The sequence below is a fragment of the Burkholderia sp. SIMBA_051 genome, from assembly GCF_046534915.1.
Lineage (GTDB): Bacteria > Pseudomonadota > Gammaproteobacteria > Burkholderiales > Burkholderiaceae > Burkholderia > Burkholderia ambifaria.
In genome coordinates this window covers 1-4,820 of record NZ_JAWRXS010000026.1, presented here as the reverse complement: position 1 = coordinate 4,820, position 4,820 = coordinate 1, and the positions used below count along the sequence as shown (strand labels likewise).

General features: G+C 65.3%; 3 protein-coding genes and 2 pseudogenes. 2 read left to right on the top strand and 3 right to left on the bottom strand.

Annotated elements, in window-relative coordinates; genetic code table 11:
* Together SB771_RS33285 and proP are read left to right on the top strand one after the other, a co-directional pair.
* A pseudogene (locus tag SB771_RS33285) lies at positions 1-286 on the top strand (hypothetical protein); the annotation flags it as partial.
* A 193-nt stretch (positions 287-479) separates the two neighbouring features.
* On the top strand, positions 480-1,949 hold the full coding sequence (gene proP / locus SB771_RS33280; protein ID WP_175661712.1) for a glycine betaine/L-proline transporter ProP: 1,470 nt from the start codon (positions 480-482) through the stop codon (positions 1,947-1,949).
* Between the two features lie 101 nt (positions 1,950-2,050).
* Here proP and SB771_RS33275 read toward each other — a convergent pair whose 3' ends face one another.
* The 3 genes and pseudogenes from SB771_RS33275 to SB771_RS33265 form a co-directional block, all read right to left on the bottom strand.
* Entirely contained in the window at positions 2,051-2,875 is an 825-nt protein-coding gene (locus tag SB771_RS33275) for an alpha/beta fold hydrolase (protein ID WP_175661713.1), read from the bottom strand.
* Positions 2,876-3,077: 202 nt separating this feature from the next.
* Positions 3,078-4,070: a LysR substrate-binding domain-containing protein gene (locus tag SB771_RS33270; protein WP_175661714.1), complete on the bottom strand. Its 993-nt coding sequence runs from the start codon at positions 4,068-4,070 to the stop codon at positions 3,078-3,080.
* A gap of 603 nt (positions 4,071-4,673) precedes the next feature.
* Positions 4,674-4,820, bottom strand: a pseudogene (locus tag SB771_RS33265) (ferritin-like domain-containing protein); the annotation flags it as partial.

Here is a 4,820-nt window from a genome sequence, read left to right as displayed (position 1 = left end):
CGTCGCGTTCGTCGCGTTCGTCGCGTTCGTCGCGTTCGTCGCGTTCGTCGCGTTCGTCGCGTTCGTCGCGTTCGTCGGGCGATGGCGCGACCGCGCGTCCGGATTCGGAGCGGCTTCATCGCGCATGCGAATCCGTGCACCGCGACGTACCGCGTCCCTCGTGTCGCGGCTCCGGTATAGACCACCATCGACGCTGCCCGGACCGCCGAACCCTTGCCGGGCGCCGCCCGACGAGTTGCCCGCCTGCGCCATCCGTGTCGTTTACGACCGGTTTCCGGGCGCATGACCGATAGTCCGCTTTCCCCGTTTCTCTACACTGCTTTACACCAACACACCCTTGCCGGGTGTCCCGTGGCGCGCGCCGCGCCCTCGACATCACGGCGATCCAGAGACAATCGCCTTCGTCCCCGCGGTCCCGCGCTCGCCCCGCCGCGCGCGCCGGTTCGGCCAGCCGCGAAGGCGCCTTCCAGGAGCGTTCTTTGAGTTCATCGCAAGCGCACCCCGCGAAAGCCCGGTCTTCGCGCAAGGCCCTGAAGCTGGACGACATCACGATCGTCGACCCGGCCGTCCTGAAACGCGCGGTCGGGGCCATGGCGTTCGGCAACGCGATGGAATGGTTCGACTTCGGCGTCTACAGCTATATCGCCGTCACGCTCGGCAAGGTGTTCTTCCCGTCGAGCAGCCCGTCCGCGCAGTTGCTCGCGACCTTCGGCACGTTCGCGGCCGCGTTCCTCGTGCGCCCGCTCGGCGGCATGGTGTTCGGCCCGCTTGGCGACCGCATCGGCCGCCAGCGCGTGCTCGCCGCCACGATGATCATGATGGCCATCGGCACCTTCGCGATCGGCCTGATCCCAAGTTACGCGTCGATCGGCATCATGGCGCCCGTACTGCTGCTCGTCGCCCGCCTCGTGCAAGGCTTCTCGACCGGCGGCGAATACGGCGGCGCCGCCACCTTCATCGCGGAGTTCGCGACCGACCGGCGCCGCGGCTTCATGGGCAGCTTCCTCGAGTTCGGCACGCTGATCGGCTACACGCTCGGCGCGGCCACCGTCGCGGTGCTGACGGCCACGCTGTCGCAGGAAGCACTGTTGTCGTGGGGCTGGCGCGTGCCGTTCTTCATCGCCGGGCCGCTCGGCCTCGTCGGCCTGTACGTGCGGCTCAAGCTCGAGGAAACGCCCGCGTTCAAGAAGGAAGCCGAATCGCGTGAAGCGGACGAACGAGCGCGCCCGAAGCAGTCGTTCGGCACGCTGCTCGTCGAACAGTGGAAGCCGCTGCTGCAGTGCGTCGGCCTCGTGCTGATCTTCAACGTGACCGACTACATGGCGCTGTCGTATCTGCCTAACTACCTGTCGGCGACGCTGCACTTCAACGAGACGCACGGCCTCTTCATGGTGCTGATCGTGATGGTGCTGATGATGCCGATGACGCTCTACGCGGGCCATCTGTCCGACCGCGTCGGCCGCAAGCCGGTGATGATGGCCGGCTGCGTCGGCCTGCTCGTGCTGTCGGTGCCGGCGCTGCTGCTGATCCGTACGGGCGGGATGCTGCCCGTGTTCGGCGGGATGCTGATCTACGGCACGCTGCTGTCGACCTTCACCGGCGTGATGCCGTCCGCGCTGCCCGCGCTGTTCCCGACGCGAATCCGCTACGGCGCGCTCGCGATCGGCTTCAACGTGTCGGTGTCACTGTTCGGCGGCACGACGCCGCTCGTCACCGCGTGGCTCGTCGATCGCACCGGCGACCTGATGATGCCGGCCTACTACCTGATGGGTGCGTCGTTCATCGGCATCGTGTCGGTGCTCGCGCTGCGCGAAACCGCGCGGCGGCCGCTGCCCGGCTCCGCGCCGTGCGTCGCGAGCCGCGCGGAAGCGCAGGACCTGATTCGCCGCGGTGCCGACGAAGGCCGCGTGCGCGACCGCAAGTTCACACCGGTCGGCGAACGCGCGTAACACGCGCAACACGCGCAACACGCATCACGCCAGGCCGCATCAAGCAGGCCCGCACACACGACGCCGCGCGGCACCCGCCGCGGGCGTCGCGCGCATGATGGTCAGGCCGCCGCGAGCTGCTGTTCGTCGAACCAGTCGAGCAGCATCCGCGTGACGAACGCGGGATTCTCCAGATTCGAGATATGGCCGGCGTCCGGCACCAGCGCGTGGCGGCAGCCGATCACGCTCGCCATCTTCACCGTCTCGGACGGCGGGCGCGCCATGTCGCCCGCGCCGCACATCAGCAGCGTGCGTTCGGCGTCCAGGTCGGCGAGCGCGGCCAGCGTATCCGGTCGCCCGAAGATCAGCCGGCCGAGCGGGGCGATCGATTCCCGCAGCCGGTCGGCCGGCAGCTTCGCGAGCGCCGCGCGAAACGCGCTCGGCACCGGGTCGGCCAGGTTCACGTCCGGCCGGAAGAACAGCGGCACGATCGCGTCGAGCAGCGGCGGCACGACGCTGCCTGCGGCCTCGATCGCATCGAGCATCGCGAAGTAGCGCAGCCGCGTCGCGTCGGGCTCGGCCTCGAGCGACGCATCCATCAGCACGAGCGAGCGCACGCGCCGCGGTTCGCGCAACGCGAGCCGCGCACCCCACATCCCGCCGACGCTGAGGCCGACGACCGCGCACGCGTCGATCTCGAGCGCATCGAGCAACGCGCTCGCGTGTTCGGCAAGATCGTCGAGCGTCTGTGTGCCTTCGGGCAACGGGCCCGACGCGCCATGCCCCCACAGGTCCGGCACGATCACGCGATAGCGGCTGGACAACGCATCGATCTGCGGCGCCCACATCGCCGCGTCCCACAGATAGCTGTGCCCGAGCAGCACCGGAAAGCCGGTGCCGTGATCCTGGTAATGCAGTGTGCTGTGCTGGATGGTCAGTGTGGGCATCGCGCCTCCGGGTTCATGTACGTATGGACGATCGACGGCGGCCCGCAATTGGGCGCCTTGCTCAGCGGCGTATTGCGACGCACGCGAAGCCGCGAATCATCGCACAGGTAGCGGCGTTTGCGGATGACGCGTGACGCGTGCGGCGGCAACAGCGCGCCGCGCGACGCGAGCGCGGAGCGGCCATCCACGCGGCGCGCGGGCGCTAGCCGACGCGATACAGCGGCAGCACGTTGCTGCCCGCGTTGTCCGGGGGCGCCTGGGGCGGAACGCTGGCTTCGTCGAGCAGCCAGTTGGTGAGCACCGCGATATCGAATTCGTTGCACGCGTCGGGGTTCTGCACGACCGCGTAGCTGCCCGATGCAACGGTGCAGTGGGGAAACAGCTCGACGAGCCGGCCCTGCTTCAGCAGACCGTCGATCAGCGGGCGCCTGCCGATCGCGATGCCGTGCCCGTCGACGGCGGCCTGCACGAGCTGGTCATACTGGCTGAAGTGCAGCGCACCGACCGGCCGCAGCCGCGGCACGCCGAGCGCCTTCAGCAGATTGCTCCACGCATACCACGGCCATTCGCCGCGCGGGTCGTCCAGATGCAGCAGCACGTGCTTGTCGAGATCATCCGGCGTCATCGACGGACGGCCGCCGACGGCCGTCGCGAGTGATGGGCTGCACACCGCGACGACGCGTTCGCGAAACAGCACCTGCGTGTCGTCGAGCGGCGTGCACGGGCCCGCATAGCGCACCGCCAGGTGCAAACGTTTGCGTTTGAGATCCTCGATTTCGCTCGTCGCGGACACGCGCACATCGATGTCCGGATAGCTTGCGCGGAACGAACCGAGACGCGGAATCAGCCAGAGCGCCGCGAACGACACGGTGGTCGACAGCGAGATCGAGCGCTGGCCGACACTCGACGACAGCTTGCCCACGACCGATTCCAGATCGGACAACGCGATCGAGATCGCGTCGTACAGCTCGCGCCCCTTGTCGGTCAATGTCAGCGAACGGATGTGCCGGTGAAACAGCTCGATCCGCAGCTGCTCCTCGAGCGCCTTGACCTGGCGACTCACGGCGGATTGCGTGACGTTCAACTCCTGCCCTGCTCGCGTGAAGCTCAAATGACGTGCCGCGCATTCGAAGCCCCTCAGGAAATCAAGCGAAGGCATCCCTCGCAACCGTTTTGCCAATCTCACATTCGCCATACCGCCGCCTCAAAATGACATTACCAACAGACAAGTCGCCTTTCGTCTCCCTGAGATCGCTTTATTTCCATTTGAAACCGGAAACGATTTTATATCGAAGCATAGACGATTATCATTCTTGCTTTCAACCGTGACACTCATATTTATATCAACGTCGATTCAACATCTTATTCTTACATTAGCATTATGAAATATTAATTCTGTAAATCAAACCATCAATTGATCGGCCCGGGAAATTACGCCATAAACGCCCGCCACACAAGGGATCCAGTATGAAATTCGGTGTTCATTCGTCGGTTCCGAGGCTTCGCCGGACAGAAAAATATGCGCCTACAATACAATTTCAATTACCTGTCTTTATAATCAATTTCCCGGATTATGGGAATTTCATAAACACTGGATCCGGTTCCACTCCATCTGAAAATCAGCAATCGAGCGTTTATTAAAACCGGCTAAACAAGAAAATGTGCGGCGGTTTGTCACACCATTTTAAAAAATGCTCCGGGCGATTACGTGCGCCAATGGCCAGGCTCGCCGGACGGCGTCGCCGCCCGGCGCTTCATGGCCTCGTTCCGCCCACCACGCGGCAGCCCGCGCGACCGGCTACACGCTGTCTGCCGTGTCGTGCACGCGCGCCGTGACCTCGCGACGATAGCGATTCAACTCCTGCGCCGTCGCGAACGTGCGCTCGAACAGGATCGACAGGTTGTGCAGGATCCGGTCGACGACCTTCTTTTCCCACTCGCCATC